Source organism: Kribbella sp. VKM Ac-2569, from assembly GCF_004216905.1.
Classification (GTDB): Bacteria; Actinomycetota; Actinomycetes; order Propionibacteriales; family Kribbellaceae; genus Kribbella.
Genome location: NZ_SGXJ01000002.1, coordinates 512,363 through 531,727 on the forward strand (window position 1 = coordinate 512,363; position 19,365 = coordinate 531,727).

Genomic DNA, 19,365 nt, shown 5'->3' on the forward strand with positions numbered 1-19,365 from the left:
GTCGCTGAGCGTTGCCGGATCATGCCGATCGTCTACCTGTGGACAACGCCACAGCCCTGATAGACGAAGTACGTCTCGGCCCGGCCCTGGAGCTCGACGGGCACCGGTTTGACGACACAGGCACCGAACACCGAGGTGACGGCGGACTCGAGCGCCTCCGAGGACGACGAGGACCAGACGGTCAGTACGCCGTCGGCGCGGAGCTTGGTGCGGCAGGTGGTGAGGAAGTCGGACGAGTAGATGGCTGAGTTCTCGTTGTAGACAAGGAAGTCCGGGCCGTTGTCGACGTCCAGCAGGATCGCGTCGACCGATCCGTCGGGGAGGTCCGTGACGACAGCCCGCACGTCACCGATCACCACACCGACGCGTGGGTCGTCCAGGATCGACGGGACCAGGCCGGAGCGCATCCAGGACACCACGTCCGGCTCGATCTCCGCGACGATCACCTGCCCGAGGCGGGAATCGGCCAGCAGCGCCCGGACCGTGTACCCGAGCCCGAGTCCACCGACGAGCACCCGATCCGGATGCCGCACCGCCTCCAGCGCAGCCGAAGCCAGCAGTTCCTCGCTCGACGTCTCCTGGTCGTCCATCACGAAGACCCCGTTGACCCGCAACTCCAGCGCCCCGTCGTCGCGTCGCCGCAGTACCAGCTCGCCCCGCGGGCTGAGCGCTCGTGCCAGCTCCACCGTCACACCAGCCCTGCGTCGTGGGCCAGCAGCGCGAGCTGCACGCGGTTGGTGAGTTGCAGCTTCGCGAGCGAGTTCGTCAGATGCGTCTTCACCGTGGCGACCCCGACCTCCAGTGCAGCAGCCGCTTCCGCATTGCTCTTGCCCTGAGCCACGGTCAGTACGACGTCCCGCTCCCGCTCCGTCAACTGCGCCAGCGCCGCGAGAGCCGTCGTACGGCGGCTGTCCTGGTCGACCGCACCCACGTGGTCCATCAGCAGTCGGGTGGACTGTGGTGAGAGCACGGACTCGCCAGCTGCCACCTTCACCACAGCGGCAACGATCTCAGCCGGCGCAGCGTCCTTGAGCAGATAACCTGACGCACCAGCCCGCAGTGCGCGCAGCAGAGCCTGATCCGACCCGAACGTGGTCAGCATGACCACCTCCGGAGCACCAGCTCGCCTGCGGATCGCAGCAGTCGCAGCAACCCCGTCCAGCACCGGCATCCCGATGTCCATCAGTACCACATCCGGCCGCAGATCACGCGCCGCATCGACCGCCTGCTGCCCGTCGGTGGCCTCACCGACCAGCACCAGCTCCGGGGCACCGGCCAGCATGCTGGAAAGCCCTACCCGGACGAGTGGGTCGTCATCGACCAACAGCAGCCGGACCGGTTCACTCACGCCCGTCATCGTAGGCCACCCACGGCAACCAGCACGTCAGCCGGAACTCGCCATCTGCTGTCGGCCCGTGCTCGAACCGCCCGCCAGCCAGGGAGGCCCGCTCTGCCAACCCGATCAGCCCCACGCGCGAACCCGGACCAGCCGCGCCTGGCTCCAGCCGGTTCGACACCTCCACCGACAGGCCGGCACCTGCCGCACCGCTCACCGCCACCCGAACCGCCTGATGAGGTGCGTGTTTCCGCGCATTCGTAAGCCCTTCCTGGATGATCCGGTACGCGTGCCGCCCGATCGAGTCCGGCACCGCACCGAGCTCAGCCGCTACTTCCAGCTCGATCTGCATCCCAGCAGCCCGTGACTCGACCACCAGCTCGTCCAGCTCGGCTATGCCCCGTCGTGGCCCGTCAGCGGTGTGCTGAGACCGCAGTACGCCGACAATCTCGCGTAGGTCGTCCACGCAGTCGCGTGCGCTGGACCGGATCACACCAGCGGCACGTGACAGCTCAGCGGACGGCATGTCCGGTCGGAACTCCAGCGCACCCGCGTGCATGCTCAGCAACGACAAGCGATGCCCGAGCGCGTCATGCATCTCCCGGGCAATCCGCTCCCGCTCCAGCCGCTGCCCCTGCTCAACACGCAACTGCTGCACCGACTCGGCCCGGACCGCACGCTCGGTCAGTGACGCCATCAGCTGCCGCCTGGTCCGGATCACGATCCCCCACGCGACCAGCACCAGACAGGCCAGCGCTGTGAGCGTCACAGCGATCCAGTAGCCATTGGGGACGTCAGCAACCGGATAGAGCCAGAACTGCACCATGCAGGATGCCATCGCCACCGCACCCAGTGAGAGGCTCACAGCGGGGCGACGGTGCACAGCAACGTTGAACAGCGCCAGACCGCCCGCTGCACCCACTGACGGCACCAGGGTGGACGCCAGAATCATCAGCACAGCCAGACCGGTCGGCCAGCGCCGGCGGAGCAATAGCGACAACGCACCGGCGAGGCACAGCGACACGTCCAGCCAGTGCGGCAGCGGACCGACCCGGGGCGGCGGCTCCACATCCCCCACCGCCAGCAGCCCGAGCAGGAACGCGATCAGCACACAGGCGACGTCCACTACCCGGTCCCGCGGGGTCAGCCGTCCGTAGCCCGGCGCAGCACGCGATCCGGGCGCGATCAGCGCTGCGAAGATCCCCGTGTCCACCGGACCGACGGTAGCGCCTGGACAGCCCAGCGCGAGACTTTCGGTGGAGGCGGCGGTCCGCCGGATGATGATCACGACGTACCGCGGACTGATCCGCAGAGTCGCCGTACGACGGCAGGATTGCAGCATGATCCTTGCCAAAAGCATCTTCCGCAGGATCGGCAAGGTCCTCCTGCGGTTCGCCCTGGTGGTCGTCGTCCTGGCGCTGATCTTCGCCGGCGGCTCCGCGGTCTGGACGTGGCAGGACGACCGCAAGGCCGAGATGACCACCGACGGGCCGTACGAGGCCACGGTGGAGTCGCTGAACAAGCATCCGCTGCCGAAGTGGTTCGCCGACGCGAAGTTCGGGATCATGATCCACTGGGGCCTCTACTCGGTGCCGGGCTTCGCACCGAAGGGCACCACGTTCAGCAAGCTGCTCGAGACGCAGTACGGGCACGCGATGACGCACAACCCGTACGGCGAGGACTACGCGAACGCGATGAAGGACCCGAAGTCGCCGACCGCGAGCTATCACCGCGAGCACTACGGCAACGCGCCGTACAGCGACTTCACCAAGCAGTTCGACGCCGGTCTGGCCAACTGGAACCCGGACCGGTGGGCCGCGCAGTTCAAGGCGGCCGGAGCGTCGTACATCGTGGTGACGGCCAAGTACGCCGACGGGTACTCGCTGTGGCCCACAGAGGTCCGGAACCCGCACGCACCGGACTTCCACGCCCAACGGGACCTGATGGGTGAGCTGGCCGCGGCCGTCCGCAAACAGGGCCTGAAGTTCGGCGTCTACTACTCCGGTGGGGTCGACTGGACGTTCCAACGCAAGACCGTGAAGACGCTGGGCGACTACGCCTACCTGCACTACGGCGAGGACTACCGCGAGTACGCCGTGGCGCAGGTGCGCGAGCTGATCACGCGGTACAAGCCGGACATCCTGTGGAACGACATCGCCTGGCCGACCGGCTCCAAGCGGCTCTACTCGGTGCTGGCGGACTACTACAACACCGTCCCGGAGGGGGTCGTGGACGACCGCTGGAGTACGGCGTCGTTCGGCCGGCAGGTGATGAGCCCGAAGCCGATGCGCTGGGGCTTCGACCAGTTCATGAAGGGCCTGTTCAAGCTGCCTGGTGCGGCGGACAGCATCAACACCCAGAAGCCTGCTCCGCACAGTGACTTCCGAACGCCGGAGTACACGGACTTCGACACCGTCCAGGAAAAGTTCTGGCAGCAGGACCGCGGTATCGGCGGCTCCTTCGGCTACAACCGCGAGGAGAACGACCAGGACTACGCCAAGTCGACCGATCTGATCGCTTCACTCGCCAAGGCGGCGGCCAACAACGGTGCGCTGCTGCTGAACGTCGGACCGAGCGGTGGCGAGGGTGCGATCGTCCCCGAGCAGCTGAGCAGGCTCACCGACATCGGAGCCTGGCTGAGGGTCAACCGGGAGGCGCTGGACGGCACCCGACCGTGGACGCGCTCGTCGGCGACCACCACCGCCGGAGACCAGGTGATGTTCACCCAGAAGGGCAAGACGCTGTACGCCGTCGTACTGGGTCGGCCGAAGGGGGAGATCGTCATCAAGGACGTCCACCTGAGCGGTCGGGCAGCACGTCTGGGCGGGAACTCGATCACGCTGACAGCAACCAGTCAGGGCACCCTGCTGAAGGGGGCCGGCGATGGGAGCTACGGTCCGGTGTTCCGCGTCGGGTGAAGCGTCAGTACCAGCCCTTGGCTTGGGAGTGGCCCCAGGCGGAGCAGGGCGAGCCGTAGGTGGCCTCGATGTAGTCCAGGCCCCACTTGATCTGGGTGACCGGGTTGGTCCGCCAGTCCTTGCCGTACGCCGCCATGCGGTTACCGGGGAGCGCCTGCGGGATGCCGTACGCCGTCGACGTCGGGTTGTCGGCGCTGACCTTCCAGCGGGACTCCTTGTTCCAGAGCTTCTCCAGGCAGCTGAACTGGCTCTGGCCCCAGCCGTGGTCGGGGAGGAGGTTCATCGCGACCTCCTTCGGCGTGCCCTCGTACTTCTTCCGCTCGGCGTCCCGGCTGGCCCGCTCCTCGCTCGACGAGCGCTGGGCCTCCCGAAGTGCCTGATAGCGCAGCAAAGCGGCGTTCTTGGCCTTCATCTTCACCGCGGCCGCGTCCTGCAGGGCGGTGCGCTGCTGCTCGATGGCCTCGACCTGGTTCCGCATGCGGACGGCCTCGGCGGCGATCTCGGCGGCCGACTGCGGCTTGGCCGACGGTGTGGTCGCGGAAGGGATCGCCTTCCCACTGTTCAGCACGGCCATCTCGGCCCGCCCGGACACCTTCTCCGACGCACTGCTGCTCCCAGGAGAGCTGAAGAGGTCGATACCGGCGACAACGGAAACCACGGCGATTCCGGTCACTGCGAGAATCGCGACGGAGCGCTTCGCTTTCATCTGTCCTTCCGAGAAAACCCGACCCCCGTCGGCTGCAACGAGAACATACTCTGGCGTAAACCGTCCGTCATCACAAGCAGGTCACGAACGAACGGTGCGGTCGCCGCGTGGCGACCGCACCGTTCTTACCTCTGCTTTACAGACGCTTATTACCTAACTGTCCGAACGCTCCTTACAACTGCAGGTCATCGAGCATCTCGGTGACCAGCGCCGCGATCGGCGACCGCTCCGAGCGGGTCAGCGTGACGTGCGCGAACAGCGGGTGTCCCTTCAACTGCTCGACCACGGCGACCACGCCGTCGTGCCGGCCGACCCGCAGGTTGTCCCGCTGCGCCACGTCGTGGGTGAGCACCACCCGCGAGTTGGCACCGACCCGAGACAGCACCGTGAGCAGTACGTTCCGCTCCAGCGACTGCGCCTCGTCCACGATCACGAAGGCGTCGTGCAGCGACCGCCCGCGGATGTGGGTCAGCGGCAGGACTTCGAGCATGCCCCGGTCGATCACCTCGTCGATCACGTCACTGCTGGTCAGCGCGCCGAGCGTGTCGTAGACGGCCTGCGCCCACGGCCCCATCTTCTCCGCCTCGCTGCCGGGCAGATAGCCCAGCTCCTGCCCGCCGACCGCGAACAGCGGCCGGAAGACGATCACCTTCTTGTGCTGGCGGCGTTCCATGACCGACTCCAGGCCGGCGCACAGCGCGAGCGCGGACTTACCCGTACCGGCCCGGCCGCCGAGCGAGATGATCCCGACGTCAGGGTCCAGCAGCAGATCGAGCGCGACCCGCTGCTCCGCGGAACGACCGCGGATCCCGAACGCCTCCCGGTCGCCGCGGACCAGCCTGATCCGCTTGTCCGGCATCACTCGGCCGAGCGCGCTGCCCCGGTCCGACAGCATCACCAGCCCGGTGTGGGTCGGGAACTCACCGGCCGCCGTCAGCTCGACGGCGCCGTTCTCGTACAGGTCGTCGACGACGTGCGTCTCGACCTCGAGCTCCGCCATACCGGTCCAACCGGACTCGAGCGTCAGCTCGGCGCGGTACTCCTCGGCGACCAGACCGCACGCCGACGCCTTGACCCGCATCGGCAGGTCCTTCGAGACCAGCGTGACGTCCTTGCCCTCGGCCATGAAGTTGCAGGCCACGGCCAGGATCCGGCTGTCGTTGTCACCGAGCCGGAAACCGGCCGGCAAGGTCTCCGGGTCGGTGTGGTTCAGCTCGACCCGAAGAGTTCCACCCTTCTCCCCCACTGGCAGGGGCGCGTCCAGTCGTCCGTGCAGTATCCGGAGCTCGTCGAGCAGGCGAAGCGCCGTACGCGCGAAATAGCCGAGTTCCGGGTGATGCCGTTTGGCCTCCAATTCGGTGACGACGACCACCGGAACGACCACCTCGTGCTCGTCGAACCGCAGTAACGCGTGCGGGTCGGAGAGGAGCACCGAGGTGTCCAGCACGAAGGTGCGCTGGTCCGGTGTTGATGAGGTACTTGACGCCTTGGCGTGGATGGCCATGTCGCACGTCCTCTTCTAGGCCGTGACGTACACCCTCGCCCCGGCCCGCCAGTGGTTAGGTGATGGGTCGGGTGCCGCCCTCAGGGTCCGGTGTTGACCCCGTCCGCGCCGCCGCATGAGCGGCAACGGCGATCAGTGAGCTCGAGACCTGAGGTCTCGGGTACTCCGTTCGGCCCCTCATGGGGCAACCGGCTGGATCGAGATTCTCAAACTGATCGGGCCTCCCGTGACAGCCGGCTTCCCCTCCGACCGTCAATGTCAGGGTAGGAGGCTCCCGCAAACTGCGCAGCCCGACACGCCCGGCCACGGGGTTAACACGGTGTTACGCCTTCCCCCCACCCGAGGGAGCCGGGTCACTCCGCCGGGTGATCCGGTACGCCGGGTGACCGGGCGAGGCTCGATTCATGACGAAGAACTGGCCGACGTGGCTCGGGTACGTCACCGCGCTCTGGTCCCTCGTGTACGGCGTACTCGGCCTCTACTGGACCCTCGGCGGCGCCGGATACCCGTTCGCGCGGGTCGTCGACGATCAGGCCTCGGCATCGATCCTCGAAGGTACGCCGGTGCACGTGGTCGGTCCCGTGATGGCGGCGATCGGGCTCGGCGGCGCCGTACTCGCACTCGTCATGACCCGGATGCGACCGCGCGGAACGATCCTGCAGGCGATCGCCGCCGTACTCGCGGTCGGCCTCGCCCTCGTCATCCCCGACTACACGCTGGTCGCGGTGGTCGCCATGGCCCCGGCGCTGATCGTGTTCACGTTCACCGGCGTACCGGGGCCGCAGGACGGCGTCGGCGACATCCTGTACTGGCACCGCGTGAACCTGATCATCCTGTTCGTCGGCGGCCTGCTCTGGGCGGCCACGGCGCTCGCCTACCACCGGCGCAGCCGCAACGCCTGCGTCTCGTGCGGCCGGGGCTCCCACGATCCGGCCTGGACGCGACCGGAGGCCGCGCTCCGCTGGGGCAGGTGGGCGGTCGCGGTCGCCGTGGTGGCGAACCTGCCGTACGAATTCACCCGGATCGCCTGGTACCTGGGCTGGCCGGTCGGCATCACCGACGAGTTCCACCAGATGATGGCCGACACGCCCGGAATGCTCGAGATGGGTCTCGGCCTGGCCGTGATGGGCCTGGGCGGAGGCGTTCTCACGCATGGCCTGGTGCACCGCTGGGGCGAGGTCTACCCCCGCTGGATCTGGTTCAAGGCCGGCCGGCGCGTGCCACCGCTGCTCGCGATCATCCCGGCCTCGATCGTCGCCGTCGTACTGATCCCAGCCGGCCTGATGAACACCCAGGCCCCACTCGGCGGCGACATGTGGGCAACCAACGGCCCCGGCATCCTCTGGATCCTGTGGGGTACGGCGCTGGGCGTGGCGACGTACGCGTACTACCTCAGGCGCCGCACCACCTGCACACGCTGCGGCCGAGGCGCCCCGTCGGCCGAGCTCACGTACCGAAGCGGCGCTCGCGCTGGGCGTAGCTTCGGATGGCGCGGAGGAAGTCGACGTGGCGGAAGTCCGGCCAGAGCGCCTCGCAGAAGTAGAACTCGCTCAGTGCGCTCTGCCAGAGCAGGAAGCCGCCCAGGCGCTGCTCACCCGACGTCCGGATGACCAGGTCGGGGTCGGGCTGGCCCTTGGTGTAGAGGTGCCGCGCGATGTGCTCCACATCGACACGGTCGGCCAGCTCCTCGATCGAGATGCCTTTCGCGGCCTCCTCGAGGAGCAGCGAGCGGACCGCGTCGGCGAGCTCGCGACGTCCGCCGTACCCGACGGCGACGTTGACCAGCATCCCCTCGACGTCGTGGGTGGCTGTCTCCGCCGCCTTGAGCGCCTCGGCGGTGGTCCCGGGCAGCAGGTCGAGAGCGCCGACCGGATGGATCCGGTAGCGGCCGATCGCGGTCAGCTCCTCGACCGTCTGCTCGATGATCCGCAGCAACGGCTCCAGCTCGTCGGCCGGACGGGTCAGGTTGTCGGTGGACAGCATCCACACCGTGACCACCTTGACGCCGACACCGTCGCACCAGTTCAGGAACTCGGAGATTTTGTTCGCCCCGGCCTCGTGGCCGCGCGACACCGGGTCGCCGACCTGGCGGGCCCAGCGCCGGTTACCGTCGATGATGACCCCGATGTGCCGCGGGATCCGGTCCGGCGACAGCGATCGGGCCAGCCGGCGCTCGTACAGTCCGTAGACCGCGTCGCGCAGCTTCTGCTTGCCAGGTGTCCGCATGGGCAGGGTGCTCTCCTCGAAGACTCTCGGTCACGAGGCTAGCCCAGAAACGCCCGGCACGAGAGGCCCTGGAGTGGCTCACAGAAAGCTGCCGGAAAGGTCGAACTTTCTGCGAAGTTCGTGCATCGTAAACGTTGGGCGTGCTGCATCACCCGGGTGACTTCGCCTACATTTCATTCTTCCGACCGATGCAACCTACGGTTCCGTAGGTTACGGTTGCGTAGGTATGGACCGCCCGGAGAACCCCGAAAGGACGGCGATGACCGTTTCCAGTGCACAGCCCCAGGAACTCGGTCACCGGCTCTCCGGGCGACTCGGCGCAGTCAAGCCCAAACTCCGTGGATGGTTGCACGCCGGCACGTTCCCGTTCGCCACCGCCGCCGGCATCGTGCTGATCTGCCTGGCACCGCACGCGAACGCGCGCTGGGCGGCCGCGGTCTATACCGCCGGGTCGATGCTGCTGTTCGGCATCTCCGCGCTGTACCACCGGTTCTACTGGGGCCCGACCGGCGAGGCGATCCTGCGCCGGCTCGACCACAGCAACATCTTCCTGCTGATCGCCGGCACCTACACCCCGCTCGGCATGGTGCTGCTGCACGGCAACGACCGACTGCTGATGCTCGGCCTGGCCTGGGGCGGCGCGGTGCTCGGCATCCTGTTCCGGATCTTCTGGCTCAGTGCGCCACGCTGGATCTACACCCCGCTCTACCTGGCGCTGGGCTGGGTCGCGATCTTCTGGATGGGTGACATCTACCACGCCGGCGGCGCGGCAGTCGTCACCCTGATCGCCGTCGGCGGCGGCCTGTACTCGATCGGCGCCGTCGTCTACGCCACCAAGCGCCCGAACCCGTCCCCCCGCTGGTTCGGCTTCCACGAAATCTTCCACGCCTTCACCGTCGCCGCCTTCATCTGCCACTACATAGCCGTAAGCATCGCGACCTACCGCGCCGGCTGACCACCACCTACGCGCCACCCACCGGGGACACCCGGCGGCGACCGGGAACAGGCAATTGCTTGTCCCCCGACCCCATCGCCTATCCCCAGTGCGATCCAGTCCGGTACTGCGTCCTACGGGTCGCCGCCTAGTTCGTGGAGGGTTTGGCGGAGGTGGGTGTAGCGGGTGGGGCCTAGTTGGGTGGACCAGGATTGTTCTACTCGGGCTATGGCGGCTCGGCTGAAGGCGACTGCTTCGTCGCCCAGCGGCGTACGGCGGACCAGGCGGACTCGGCGGTCGGTGGGGAGGCGGGCGGACTCGGTGTAGCCGAGTTTCTGCAGGTAGTCGACGTGCTGGCCGAGGCCCTGTTTCGTCATCGTCGCGACCTCCGCCAGGTCGGTGATCCGGGCGCCGTCGGGCGGGATCAGTTCGAGCAGGCGGTAGTGCGAGACCCGGAGCCCGGGGTACTGCTCCTCGGACGTGGCCAGGATCTCCGACCGGATCCGTCGCAGCGCCAGCCCGAGCAGTGCGGCGATGTGATCGGTCCCGACCCGGGGATCGTCGTTGACGGAAGTCATAAAGCAACTTTACTATCACAACAGTAAGGTGACTTTACTTCCGTGGGGGGAACATGATCACCGGACTGGAACCGTTGGGCCGGGACGCGTTGGGGGAGGAGGGCCTGACCGCGCTCGTGCGGACGATCACCGGGGATCCGGCGGCCGTCGCGGGCGCGGTCCGGGTCGAACCTGTCGACTACCCGATCGGTACGCCGAGCACCGAGTCGCTGCACCGCGTCTTCGGTACGACGCTCGACGGCGCCGACTGGTCGTGCTTCGTGAAGAAACTCCAGTCCGTGCGGCACTCTCCGATCATCGAGTTCGTGCCCGTGGAGTACCGGCAGAGCTTCATCGACTACATGCCCTGGCAGTTGGAGATCGCCGTTCACCAGAGCGGCGTCGGCGACCTGATGCCGCCGGGCCTGCGACTGGCGCGGGCCTACCGCATCGACGTGTACGACGACGACCGCGCGACCCTGTGGATGGAGAACGTCATCCAGGAGTGGGGCCCATGGCCGATGGACCGCTTCGAGAGGGCGGCGTACCTGCTCGGCCGCTTGTCCGCTCGCCGGCAACCTCATCTCGTCGCGCCCCTGCTCGACCGGGTCGTCTCCAGCACACCTGGTACGGCGCTGCGGTACTACGCCAACGGCCGGGTCATGACGGCTGCGCTACCGGTGCTGACCGATCCGGAGACCTGGCGGCACCCACTGCTGAGCGCAGCGATCTGTCACCTGGGTGACCACCGTCTACGGGACGACCTGGTCGCACTGGGCGAGCGCGTCCCCGCCGTACTCGATGCGCTCGAGTCGTTGCCGCAGTGCTACCAGCACGGGGATGCGAGCCCGCAGAACCTGCTGGTGCCGCATGACAGCCCGGACGAGTTCGTGGCGATCGACTGGGGTTTCGACTGCCCGCAGGCGGTCGGGTTCGATCTGGGGCAGTTGCTGATCGGACTGGCGCACGCGGGCGAGCTGGCGCCGGAGGCGTTGCCCGCAGTACACAAGGTGATCCTGAAGGGGTTCCGGGAGGGCCTTGCGGAGGACGGCATGCAGGTGGCCGAGGAGGAGGTCCTCTACGGGTACCTGGGGTCGCTGTTGATCCGGGCCGCGTTCACCGCGCTGCCGCTGGAGATGTTCGGCACGGCCAACGCTTCACTGGAGCTGTTCGAGCAGCGGGTCCAGCTGACTCGTGCGCTGGTCGACCTGGTGTCCCCTGTCGTTTGACGCGATCACATTTCAGTCGTGTCACAGCTGCAACGAACGGCGTCCTTACGGGTATCCATGATGCGTGAGGAACCTGAGCAGATACGCAGCGGCAACCGTCATCGCAGGCTTCGTGCTGACCGGATGCGGAAGCGAATCCGGCACCGGAAGCCCAAGCACGCCGTCGCCCAGTGCGCCGACCCTGCCGACAGCGTCGGTGACGCAGTCGACGCCGGTGGGCACCGGCCTACCGCTCACCGTGTCCAGGACCGGTGGGTTCGCCGGCTTCGACGACCAGGTGCAGATCGGCACCGACGGCGTCGCGACCGTGAGCAAGCGCGGCAAGGAGACCATCCGGTGCAAGCTCGACCTGAGCCTGCTGACGACCATCACCACGGCCGCTCAGCAGGTCGACTGGGCGAGCATGGCCGCGACCAAGCCGGCCACGAAGCACCCCGACGACATGATCGTCGCGGTCTCGGCGAACGGCCGGACGGCACGGATCGAGGACCCGAAGGTGAAGCCGCTGGCGGCCCCGGTGACGCAACTGCTCACCGAAGCCGCCATCCCACCGGGCAAGCTCTGCAAGCAGCTTTAGCTCGCGGTCAGGGCTACGTCGTCGATCACGAAGCTGGTCTGCAGGGAGGAATCCTCCTGGCCGACGAACTTCACCGTGACCGTCTTTCCCTTGTACTGCGTGACATCCAGCGTTTTCTGCACGTACGACGTGCTCTTGTTCAGGTTCGAGTACGTCGCCAGCGTGGTCGCGGTCGACCCGTCGACGATCTGCACCTTGACCGTGTCGTACACCGTGGAGCCCGTGGTCTCCGCGGTGTCGATCCGGATCCACAACGACAACGAGGCCGCTGTGGCCGTGGCCGGGATCGCGACCGACTGCCCGAGGTTCTCGGTGCTGCTGCGGCCGTTCCCCTGCAGCCACGCCTTGTACGAACCGGTGTGCGCCGGGCGTGAGGTGCTGTTCGTGATCACGCCGGTGTTCCCGGTCCAGTTCGCCGTACCGGACTCGAAGCCCGGGTTCTGCAGCAGGTTGTCGCCGGCCGGGGGCGGGCCGCCGGTGTAGTCCTTCTGCGCGTACGTCCAGATCATGTGGCCGATGGCATCGATCTGGCGGTCAAGCGAGGTCAGGTCCAGGTTGGTGATGGTGTCGCAGGACCGGTGGTAGCACGGGTCGAACGCCTGGCCCGCCGTACCTCCCCACTTCGACGCCTGGGCGGATGTCTTGGTACCCTCGGCACCGGAGAACGTACCAGCCGTTGGGATCCCCAACGAACGGAACGCCGCATGGTCGGAGCGGCCCTGGACGTCGATGAACTCGGTCTGCACACTCTTGCCGGTGAAGTACGCCACCAGGTCGTCACGGGCGCCGTTGCCGGCCGGGTTGTCGTCGTACACGAAGTACCCCGGGTTCGGCGACGCGATCATGTCGAAGTTCAGGTACAGCTCGACCTTGTCCCGCTCGGCGGCGGGCAGGTTGTTCACGTAATACTTCGAACCGAGCAGCCCCAGCTCCTCGGCACCCCAGAACCCGAACCGCAAGCGATTCTTGGGGGTCTGACCACTGGCAGCGTAAGCGAGGGCGGTTTCGAGTACGCCGGCGCTACCAGAGCCGTTGTCGTTGATCCCCGGACCGGAACTGACGCTGTCCAGGTGTGAGCCGGCCATCACCACGTGGTTCGCGTCGCCGTGCGGCCATTCCGCGATCACGTTGTACGACGTACCCGCCGAGGTGCTGAACGACTGAAGGGTCGTGGTGTACCCGGCCGCGTCCAGCTTGGCCTTCACGTAGTCGGCCGAAGCCTTGTACCCGGCGCGGCCGGTGTACCGGTTACCGCCGTTGCTGGTGGCAATGGACTGCAACTGGTCCAGATGGGCCTTCGCGTTGGTGACTGAGATATCGGGTGAATCAGCAGCGACAGCACTGTTGCCAGTAGCAAGCAGTGCGGCAGCGACGAGCACTACGCCGAGTCCTGGGACAAGAGACTTGCGCATGTGGACCTCCTTCGGGCAAAGGAAATCCGGGGCGTGCGGGCCTGGGCGGAAGGCCTCGCACGCCCCGGACGATTCACCGTGAGCTCAGCTCGCGGTCAGGGAGGTGTCGTCGATGACGAAGCTGGTCTGCAGGGAGGAGTCCTCCTGGCCGACGAACTTCACGGTGACGGTCTTTCCCTTGTACTGCGTCACGTTGAGCGTCTTCTGGACGTACGACGTGTTCTTGTTCAGGTTCGAGTACGTCGCCAGCGTGGTCGTGGTCGACCCGTCGACGACCTGTACCTTCGCCGTGTCGTACACCGTCGAGGCAGTCGTCTCGGCGGTGTCGATCCGGATCCAGAACGACAGGGTGGCGGCGGTCGCCGAGGCCGGGATCGCGACCGACTGGCCGACGTTCTCGGTGGTGGCGCGACCGTTGCCCTGCAGCCACAGCTTCCAGGTGCCGGTCCGCGCCGGGCGACCGGTGTTGTTGGTGATCGGGCCCGAGGTGCCGGTCCAGTTCACCGCGCCGGACTCGAAGCCCGGGTTCAGCAGCAGGTTGTCACCCGTCGGCGGCTCCGGGTCGGTGCCGCCGCCACAGGCAGCCGCGCCGGCCGGGACCGAGATGCCGCTGAACGCGGCCTCGATGCCCTTGCACTGCGCCGAGTCCGCGCCGTACAGCTCCTTCGCGGAGTTGATCGCACCCTCACGGGCGTCCTTGTAGGTGCTGCCCGAGCTCAGCTTGGTGCTCAGCGTGCGGTACCAGACCTTGGCGGCCACGTCGCGGCCGACGCCGGTGATGGTGGCGCCGTTGCAAGCGGTGCTGCTGTGCGTCACGCCGCCGATGACCTTGCTCCCGGTGCCTTCGGAAGCCAGGTAGAACCAGTGGTTCAGCGGGCCGGACGAGTAGTGCGGGTCCAGGCCGCCGGTGCTGGTCGACCAGCAGTCCACGCTGCGGCCGTCCTTCGAGGGCTTGTCCATGTAGCGCAGCGGCGTGCCGTTGCCGTTGATGTTGATCTTTTCGCCGATCAGGTAGTCACCCGGGTCGGACGAGTTGTTGGCGGAGAACTCCACCGCCGTACCGAAGATGTCGGACGTCGCCTCGTTCAGGCCGCCCGCGTCACCGGAGTAGTCCAGGTTCGCGGTCGCCTCGGTGACACCGTGGCTCATCTCGTGACCGGCCACGTCGATCGACGTCAGCGGGTGCGTGTTGCTGCTGCCGTCGCCGTACGTCATCTGGGTGCCGTCCCAGAACGCGTTCACGTAGGCGTTGCCGTAGTGCGTCCGCGAGCGGGCGCCCTGGCCGTTGTTGAAGATGCCGTTCCGGCCGTGGACGTTCTTGTAGTAGTCCCAGGTCAGCTGGGCTCCGTAGTGCGCGTCCACACCGGCGGTCTGGCGGTTCGACGCGGCGCCGGTACCCCAGGTGTCGTCGGCGTCGGTGAACGTCGTGCCGTTACCGGAGGTCGAGCCGTTCAGGTCCGTGGTGTAGTTGCCGCCGCGGGACGGGTCCGTCATCGTGAAGCTGCCCGACGTACCGATGCTGACGGTGCCGGAGTACATCGAGTTGCCGGTACCGGTCTTGACCTCGTCGTCCTGCGCGAGCACCGCACCGGACTTGGCGTCGACGAACGAGTGCAGCACCGACGGGGTCTGGTCGGGCTTCACACCGGTGGTGACCACCTCGTACGCGAGGACGGGCTTGGAAGGCGTCACGAAGACGACCAACGTGCCCTTGTTGCCGGTGGCCTTGAACTTGGCCGCCTGTGCGCCCTTGGTGAGCGCCGCCGACTGGGACAGAGTCGGCTTGGTGGCGACGCGGACCGACTTGGCGCCGCGGTTGTACGAGACCTGTCCGATCGACTCGCCCTTGCGCTTGACGATCAGGTCACCTCCGACGACCTTGAGGCCGTTGAAGGTACGGTCGTAGCGGACGTACTCCGTACCGTCCGAGTCCTTGACCACGTCGCGGACCTTGAGCTGCTCGCCGGTGCCGAGACCGAGAGCGGCGGCCGTCTGCGCGGTCAGCGCCTGTTCGGCCTGGACGGCGGCCGGCTGGTTGAAGCCGGATGCCGGGAGCGGAGCCGTCCGGTCGGCGGCACCCGCGTTCGAAGCGGTGAACGTCGTGGCAAGACCCGCTGCCGCGACGATGGCCACCGCCCCTGCTGATGTCAGTCGTTTCAAGACAACATCTCCTCACGGTGTGGTCGCTGTTTGGGCGCAGCGACCGAATTCAGTTGGGGACGCCGGAGGTGACGCAACAGTGCCACTGCCTCATTTGTGACACTTCGTGTCGGAACATGCGAGTTCTGTTACATCCAGCTGAGGACAGACTGTTGCCTCCAGCTCGCCGCGCGTCAAGGGATTTGGGCGAAACCGCAGGGAAAACCCGCACCCGGAACGGCCTCAGTCCGTGGGGTGCAACTCCCGGCGAAGGTGTTCCGGCAACCTCACGGGCAGCCGGCAGGTGAATTTCTGACACACATATGCCGCGGGCAACCCACCGACGAGGTCCCGTCCCGCCATCAGCGGTACGGCGGAACCGGGCGCGCCGGACGCGATCGGCGTACCCCAGGGGGCGTCGGCGAACGCGACCCGCAGGAGCTCTGGCGCATTGCCGGCGATCGCAATCTCGAGTGGACCGCCGGCGATCGTCTCGGCGACCGCGAGGGCGCGGCCGGCGAAGCGGGGCGCGCGGTGGGCGATGGCGGACGAGGCCTGCAACGCCTGCTGGGCCGCGGTCTCATACCGGTCTGATCCGGTCAGGCTCGCGAGCGTGGCGAAGGCCTCGGCTGCGAGGCTGACTCCCGACGGGGTCGCATTGTCCGTCGCGTCCTGCGGCCGCCACACCAACTGCTCGGCATCCGCGGCCGTGTCGAAGTAGGAGCCATCAGCAACAAACTGCTCCAGAACCCTGTCCAGCAAGGCCTCCGCGACCTGGTACCACTCGACGTTGCCGGTTGCACCCAGCAAGGTCAAGCATCCTTGGGCGACCGCGGCATAGTCCTCGAGTACGCCGTCCGCACTCCCCCGCACGCCGTCCCGCGAGGTCCGGTACAACCGTGCACCGTCGAGATGCACGTCCCGGATCAAGCGGGCTGCTGCCTCCGCGGCCTCGACGTACTGCGGCTTCTCGAGCACGATCCCGGCGCGAGTGAGTGCCGTGATCGCCAGACCGTTCCACGCGGCCACCACCTTGTCGTCGCGCCCCGGGTAGGTACGACTGCTCCGCGCCTGCTTGAGCGTTTCGCGGACCCGGTTCCACCGGTCCACGTCGTCCGGGTCCTGCCGAAGCTGGAGGACCGACGTACCGTGCTCGAAGGTTCCGGTCACGTCGCAGAGGTCGATGACCCAGTCGGCGTCGTCCCCGACGGCTTCGCGGAGTTGCTCCGTCGTCCAGGCGTAGTACTTGCCTTCATCGCCGTCGGTGTCCGCATCGAGGGCGGACGCGAAGCCGCCTTCGGGCGTCCGGAGCTCGGCGAGCAGGAAGCCGGCGGTCTCCTCGGCGATGCGCTTCGCGAGTGGATCGCCGCTGATCGTCCACCAGTGCGTATAGACGTCGAGGAGCAGCGCGTTGTCGTACAGCATCTTCTCGAAGTGCGGGACGATCCACTGGCCGTCGACGGAGTACCGCGCGAAGCCGCCGGCGAGCTGGTCGTACATCCCGCCGCGGGCCATCCGGTCGCAGGTGTGGGCGACCATCGCGAGCGCGTCGTCGTCGCCGGTACGGCGGTGGTGCCGGAGCAGGAAGTCGAGCACCATCGACGGCGGGAACTTCGGGGCCCGCCCGAAGCCGGCGTCGACCGGGTCGAAATCGACCTTCAGCAACTGGACCGCTTGCGCCAGGTCGAACGCCTCCTGGCCCGCGGGTTGCTGCGCGCCGAGCTGCTCGACGACCCGCTTCCCGATCCCGTCGAGCTGCTCACGCCGGTTCTGCCACGCGTCGGTGATTGCCTCCAGCACCTGCCGGAACGACGCCATCCCGCCACGGGCGTCCTTCGGGAAGTACGTCCCGCAGAAGAACGGCTCCCCCGCCGGCGTCAGGAACACCGACATCGGCCAGCCGCCCTGCCCGGTCATCGCCACCGTCGCCGCCATGTAGATGGCGTCGACGTCCGGCCGCTCCTCCCGGTCCACCTTCACGCTCACGAAACGCTCAGCCAGGTACGCCGCCGTCTCGGCGTCCTCGAACGACTCGTGCGCCATCACATGACACCAGTGGCAAGCGGAGTACCCCACCGACAGGAAGATCGGCACGTCCCGCTCACGGGCCTCGGCGAACGCACGCTCGGACCACTCCCGCCACTTCACCGGATTGCCCGCGTGCTGCCGCAGGTACGGACTGGTCGACTGTCCGAGCTCGTTCGCCATGCCCCAACCGTATGCGTCCCGCGGAATGACGCCGCGCGGGTGGCAGTTGAATGGGAGCATGCCCGTCCATCCACTGCTCGCCAGCCGCTTCAGTCCGCTGTTGTTCGACCCGGACTGGACCGTCACGGAGGAGGACGTCGAACTGCTCCTGGATGCGGCTCGCTGGGCGCCGTCCGCGGGCAACTCGCAGCCCTGGGCGTACTTCGTCGCCCGCCGCGACGAGCCCGACCACAAACGCATCGTCCGGCACCTCGCCCGCAGCTCCGCCCGCTGGGCACCGAGCGCCTCACTGCTGATCGTGACGATGGCCCACCGGTACGTCGAGGACACCGACTGGGCCTACTCCGACTTCGCGGACTACGACCTCGGGCAATCGGTCGCGCACCTCACCCTGCAGGCCCACGCCATGGACCTGGCCTGCCGCCAGTTCCGCGCCTTCGACCTCGAAACCCTCACCACCGATCTGAACCCCAGCCCCGGCTGGCACATCGTCTCCATGATCGCCGCAGGCCACCCCGCCGAACCACCCCCACCAGCCCGCAACCGCCGCACCACCACCAACCTCCGAACAGCCCCCTGGGACTAGGTGGTCTGGGAGAGGGCTACTGAGAGGCCGAGGGTTAGGGCCATGATCAGGAGTTCGACGCCTACGACGCGCCAGAACGGGCGGGCTGAGTCGAGTAGGTCGGTGTTGGAGCGGCTGCGGTGGACTGCGGCGAGGACGACCAGGAGCAGGAACGCGGCCACCTTCACGAGCACGAGGACGCCGTACCCGTCCTCGGTGACGGCGTCGACGATCGAGCCCCAGCCGCCGTTCCTGGCGGCCAGTCGGCCGGCGGCGCTGAGCAGGCCGCTGATCAGGACGGCGATCGACGAGATGAACGCGACCTGGCCGTACCGTTCCAGCACGATCGGCAGACCGGTCCGGCTCGCCCGCCCGTAGCGGACCAGGCCCGCGAGCCCGCCGACCCAGGTCGTCGCCGCGATCACGTGGATCACCAGGGCCGCTCCGGCGAGGACGACGTACGACTCGTTCCTCGGGTACGCCGTGACCGCGGTCGGGACCAGTGCGGCGATGGCGACCAGTACGCCGAGTGCTGCCGCTGAGGACGTCTGGACTCGGCGGATGCCGATCGCCAGCGCGAGGACGAGGATGCCGGTGATCAGCAGTGCCTTCACCTCGGGTACGCCGAGCGCGTCGTCGAGCCGTAGCCGCAGCAGCCGCACCGGCGTGTTCAGCAGGAGCGCCGCCGTCACGATCGAGCCCGCGAACGCGCACACCGCCCAGATGATCGCCGAGTTGCTCGCGTCCCGGACTGCGCGCCGGCCCTGCACTCCGAGCGGTCCGCCCTCGATCCGCAGCAGCACGACCGCCGCCAGCAGCGCACCCGCACAGCCGACCGTGGCCAGCGTGGAGATCAGCCGGAGCAGCGGCAGCAGCCAGGATATGAAGGCGCCCGGCCCGCCGATTCCACCGGCATCATGAGGCTCGCTGTCGGCGGCGTACAAGGCCACCACCAGCGCCGCCGACGCGATGAGGACAGCACCGACCCCACCCGCGACCAGGCGTCCGGGCATGCGGTGCCTGGCGGCGCGGGTTGCGGTCACCGGAGGGACAG

16 protein-coding genes are annotated in these 19,365 nt (G+C 67.8%); 5 read left to right on the forward strand and 11 right to left on the reverse strand.

Features of this window, described 5'->3' with window-relative positions; translation table 11 throughout:
* Positions 1–32 precede the first annotated feature (32 nt).
* From EV649_RS15460 to EV649_RS15470, 3 genes are read right to left on the reverse strand one after another with little or no spacing between them, the layout of a single operon-like run.
* Positions 33–686 (reverse strand): hypothetical protein, encoded by a 654-nt coding sequence (locus EV649_RS15460; RefSeq protein WP_241998244.1) that lies wholly within the window; start codon positions 684–686, stop codon positions 33–35.
* A 2-nt stretch (positions 687–688) separates the two neighbouring features.
* Positions 689–1,357, reverse strand: a complete 669-nt coding sequence (locus tag EV649_RS15465) for a response regulator transcription factor (RefSeq protein ID WP_130384139.1) — start codon at positions 1,355–1,357, stop codon at positions 689–691.
* On the reverse strand, positions 1,341–2,696 hold the full coding sequence (locus EV649_RS15470) for a histidine kinase (protein ID WP_157996246.1): 1,356 nt from the start codon (positions 2,694–2,696) through the stop codon (positions 1,341–1,343). Before EV649_RS15470 ends, EV649_RS15465 begins: the two co-directional genes overlap by 17 nt.
* Between EV649_RS15470 and EV649_RS15475 the strand changes: the two genes are divergently transcribed.
* On the forward strand, positions 2,677–4,254 hold the full coding sequence (locus EV649_RS15475) for an alpha-L-fucosidase (protein WP_157996247.1): 1,578 nt from the start codon (positions 2,677–2,679) through the stop codon (positions 4,252–4,254). The two genes, EV649_RS15470 and EV649_RS15475, sit on opposite strands and share 20 nt — an antisense overlap.
* 4 nt (positions 4,255–4,258) lie before the next feature.
* Here EV649_RS15475 and EV649_RS15480 read toward each other — a convergent pair whose 3' ends face one another.
* From EV649_RS15480 to EV649_RS15495, 3 genes are all read right to left on the reverse strand, one after another.
* Positions 4,259–4,960, reverse strand: coding sequence for a hypothetical protein (locus EV649_RS15480; RefSeq protein ID WP_130384142.1), 702 nt, complete (start codon positions 4,958–4,960; stop codon positions 4,259–4,261).
* A gap of 172 nt (positions 4,961–5,132) precedes the next feature.
* On the reverse strand, positions 5,133–6,464 hold the full coding sequence (locus EV649_RS15485; protein ID WP_130384143.1) for a PhoH family protein: 1,332 nt from the start codon (positions 6,462–6,464) through the stop codon (positions 5,133–5,135).
* Between the two features lie 1,446 nt (positions 6,465–7,910).
* Positions 7,911–8,690: an isoprenyl transferase gene (locus EV649_RS15495; RefSeq protein ID WP_130384144.1), complete on the reverse strand. Its 780-nt coding sequence runs from the start codon at positions 8,688–8,690 to the stop codon at positions 7,911–7,913.
* A 259-nt stretch (positions 8,691–8,949) separates the two neighbouring features.
* Here EV649_RS15495 and EV649_RS15500 point away from each other — a divergent pair, with 259 nt between their 5' ends.
* Positions 8,950–9,645, forward strand: a complete 696-nt coding sequence (locus EV649_RS15500) for a hemolysin III family protein (protein ID WP_130384145.1) — start codon at positions 8,950–8,952, stop codon at positions 9,643–9,645.
* A gap of 113 nt (positions 9,646–9,758) precedes the next feature.
* Here EV649_RS15500 and EV649_RS15505 read toward each other — a convergent pair whose 3' ends face one another.
* On the reverse strand, positions 9,759–10,202 hold the full coding sequence (locus EV649_RS15505) for a MarR family winged helix-turn-helix transcriptional regulator (RefSeq protein WP_130384146.1): 444 nt from the start codon (positions 10,200–10,202) through the stop codon (positions 9,759–9,761).
* Positions 10,203–10,255: 53 nt separating this feature from the next.
* Here EV649_RS15505 and EV649_RS15510 point away from each other — a divergent pair, with 53 nt between their 5' ends.
* Together EV649_RS15510 and EV649_RS15515 are read left to right on the forward strand one after the other, a co-directional pair.
* The gene (locus EV649_RS15510) at positions 10,256–11,410 is read left to right on the forward strand and encodes a phosphotransferase (protein ID WP_130384147.1); all 1,155 of its coding nucleotides are present in this window, start codon (positions 10,256–10,258) and stop codon (positions 11,408–11,410) included.
* A 64-nt stretch (positions 11,411–11,474) separates the two neighbouring features.
* The gene (locus EV649_RS15515) at positions 11,475–11,987 is read left to right on the forward strand and encodes a hypothetical protein (protein ID WP_241998245.1); all 513 of its coding nucleotides are present in this window, start codon (positions 11,475–11,477) and stop codon (positions 11,985–11,987) included.
* Here the strand turns inward: EV649_RS15515 and EV649_RS15520 are convergent.
* The 3 genes from EV649_RS15520 to EV649_RS15530 form a co-directional block, all read right to left on the reverse strand.
* Positions 11,984–13,399 (reverse strand): M28 family metallopeptidase, encoded by a 1,416-nt coding sequence (locus EV649_RS15520; protein WP_130384148.1) that lies wholly within the window; start codon positions 13,397–13,399, stop codon positions 11,984–11,986. The two genes, EV649_RS15515 and EV649_RS15520, sit on opposite strands and share 4 nt — an antisense overlap.
* A gap of 84 nt (positions 13,400–13,483) precedes the next feature.
* Positions 13,484–15,532: a M4 family metallopeptidase gene (locus EV649_RS15525; RefSeq protein WP_130384149.1), complete on the reverse strand. Its 2,049-nt coding sequence runs from the start codon at positions 15,530–15,532 to the stop codon at positions 13,484–13,486.
* A 249-nt stretch (positions 15,533–15,781) separates the two neighbouring features.
* On the reverse strand, positions 15,782–17,746 hold the full coding sequence (locus EV649_RS15530) for a thioredoxin domain-containing protein (RefSeq protein ID WP_130384150.1): 1,965 nt from the start codon (positions 17,744–17,746) through the stop codon (positions 15,782–15,784).
* A gap of 58 nt (positions 17,747–17,804) precedes the next feature.
* Here EV649_RS15530 and EV649_RS15535 point away from each other — a divergent pair, with 58 nt between their 5' ends.
* Complete coding sequence (locus tag EV649_RS15535) at positions 17,805–18,332, forward strand: nitroreductase family protein (RefSeq protein ID WP_130384151.1); 528 nt, start codon at positions 17,805–17,807, stop codon at positions 18,330–18,332.
* Here the strand turns inward: EV649_RS15535 and EV649_RS15540 are convergent.
* The gene (locus EV649_RS15540) at positions 18,329–19,354 is read right to left on the reverse strand and encodes a CopD family protein (protein WP_130384152.1); all 1,026 of its coding nucleotides are present in this window, start codon (positions 19,352–19,354) and stop codon (positions 18,329–18,331) included. The genes EV649_RS15535 and EV649_RS15540 overlap by 4 nt on opposite strands.
* Between the last annotated feature and the right edge of the window lie 11 nt (positions 19,355–19,365).

Excerpts from the sequence above, each read along its gene's own strand:
- EV649_RS15505 (WP_130384146.1), bottom strand. The coding sequence starts at position 10,202 with ATGACTTCCGTCAACGACGATCCCCGGGTCGGGACCGATCACATCGCC.
- EV649_RS15465 (WP_130384139.1), bottom strand. The coding sequence starts at position 1,357 with ATGACGGGCGTGAGTGAACCGGTCCGGCTGCTGTTGGTCGATGACGAC.
- EV649_RS15495 (WP_130384144.1), bottom strand. The coding sequence starts at position 8,690 with ATGCGGACACCTGGCAAGCAGAAGCTGCGCGACGCGGTCTACGGACTG.
- EV649_RS15480 (WP_130384142.1), bottom strand. The coding sequence starts at position 4,960 with ATGAAAGCGAAGCGCTCCGTCGCGATTCTCGCAGTGACCGGAATCGCC.
- EV649_RS15500 (WP_130384145.1), top strand. The coding sequence starts at position 8,950 with ATGACCGTTTCCAGTGCACAGCCCCAGGAACTCGGTCACCGGCTCTCC.
- EV649_RS15535 (WP_130384151.1), top strand. The coding sequence starts at position 17,805 with ATGCCCGTCCATCCACTGCTCGCCAGCCGCTTCAGTCCGCTGTTGTTC.
- EV649_RS15485 (WP_130384143.1), bottom strand. The coding sequence starts at position 6,464 with ATGGCCATCCACGCCAAGGCGTCAAGTACCTCATCAACACCGGACCAG.
- EV649_RS15475 (WP_157996247.1), top strand. The coding sequence starts at position 2,677 with ATGATCCTTGCCAAAAGCATCTTCCGCAGGATCGGCAAGGTCCTCCTG.
- EV649_RS15510 (WP_130384147.1), top strand. The coding sequence starts at position 10,256 with ATGATCACCGGACTGGAACCGTTGGGCCGGGACGCGTTGGGGGAGGAG.
- EV649_RS15470 (WP_157996246.1), bottom strand. The coding sequence starts at position 2,696 with ATGCTTTTGGCAAGGATCATGCTGCAATCCTGCCGTCGTACGGCGACT.
- EV649_RS15530 (WP_130384150.1), bottom strand. The coding sequence starts at position 17,746 with ATGGCGAACGAGCTCGGACAGTCGACCAGTCCGTACCTGCGGCAGCAC.
- EV649_RS15520 (WP_130384148.1), bottom strand. The coding sequence starts at position 13,399 with ATGCGCAAGTCTCTTGTCCCAGGACTCGGCGTAGTGCTCGTCGCTGCC.